The organism is Candidatus Cryosericum septentrionale (genome assembly GCF_003570995.1).
In the GTDB taxonomy this organism is placed as follows: Bacteria; Caldisericota; Caldisericia; order Cryosericales; family Cryosericaceae; genus Cryosericum; species Cryosericum septentrionale.
In genome coordinates, this window is record NZ_QXIY01000046.1 from 1 (window position 1) to 1,351 (window position 1,351).

The window sequence follows — 1,351 nt, forward strand, 5'->3', positions numbered from 1 at the left end:
GGCTTGTTCCGCTCCAAAGACAGCGGTGCGACCTGGGCGGCCATTAACGGCAAGTTCTCCAGCGAACCCAGCACTACGGGCAACGTTTCTAATTTCAGCAACATGACCTGCTTTGCGATTAGCCAGGAATCCCCCTCTACGATGTTTGCTGGCACCAATGAAGGCCTCTTCCGAACCGTTGACGGTGGCACCACCTGGACAGCGTGCGGCATCATTCCTGCTCAGACAGAACAACCGTCCGTCACTTCCGTTGCCATAGATCCCCTCACTCCAACCACGCTGTACGTCAGCACCGATGGAAATGGCGTCTTCCGCTCTGTCAACAACGGTGGATCATGGAAGGACATAAACTCTGAGCTGACAAGAAACCAAATATGCTGGCAGATTGCTGTCGACCCAAAGACGCCAACCACGGTGTACGCCATAACCCAATCCTATGTCTGCCGCTCCATGAATAGCGGTGCGACTTGGAAAGCAGTAGGCAAAGACTTTACTCTAGCGTCAGCTTCCTATGTTGCTATCGACCCGCTGACTCCAACCACAATGTATGTGATTGGTTATGTAAACAGGTTCACCAAGCATGTAATCCTGAGAAGTGTAGACGGCGGCGCTACCTGGAAAGCGCTGAGCCTTGACCTCACCGGTTTGGATTATCTCACTTTGGCCATGAGTCCAGAGAATCCTTCCAGGTTGTACGTCAGAGCCAACAGCCACATCTTTCTATCCACAAACAAGGGTGACACATGGAAGGCCATAGAGGCTGGACTTACCAACAAGACACCCAATTCGCTTGTCGTTGATCCGAGACTCTCCACGACGCTGTATGCCGGCACCAATTCCGGGCTGTTCCGTTCCACCAACAGCGGCGCCACCTGGAAAAAGGTGAATTTCCCAGTTGCCCTCACTGGCGGAAAGAGTGTAGGGGAGATGATCGTCGACCTGAAGACTCCCTCCATCATGTATCAGAATTGCGTCAATGGCGTTCTCTACTCTCACGACAGTGGCATGACATGGCACACGGCGAGCTCAACGTCCACCATTGGTTCTGTCAACCATATCGCCATCGACCCGAAGACTCCCACTATTCTCTATGCGTGCACTGCAAAAGAAGTCTTCCGATCAAACGACAGTGGGTCAACGTGGACGAAGAAAACAACGTTCAAGACCGTCTATGAAATTCTGCGCATCATCGTTGACCCGGTCACTCCGGCAACCTTGTATGTCTATGTTGACGGTGCAGATGCCGCCGGCGGTGTCTACCGTTCCAAGGACAGCGGCGACCACTGGACTGCCATGAACAACGGCTTCGACCACAAATACCGATTTCAGTCTTTGACCATCAATCCTGTCA

The 1,351-nt window shown here is 52.7% G+C and carries 1 protein-coding gene; it reads left to right on the forward strand.

Translation table 11 applies throughout. The features are described 5' to 3' along the window. Positions 1–1,351: WD40/YVTN/BNR-like repeat-containing protein (locus SMC1_RS09515; protein ID WP_207799405.1), on the forward strand; the 1,351-nt coding region annotated here is incomplete at both ends.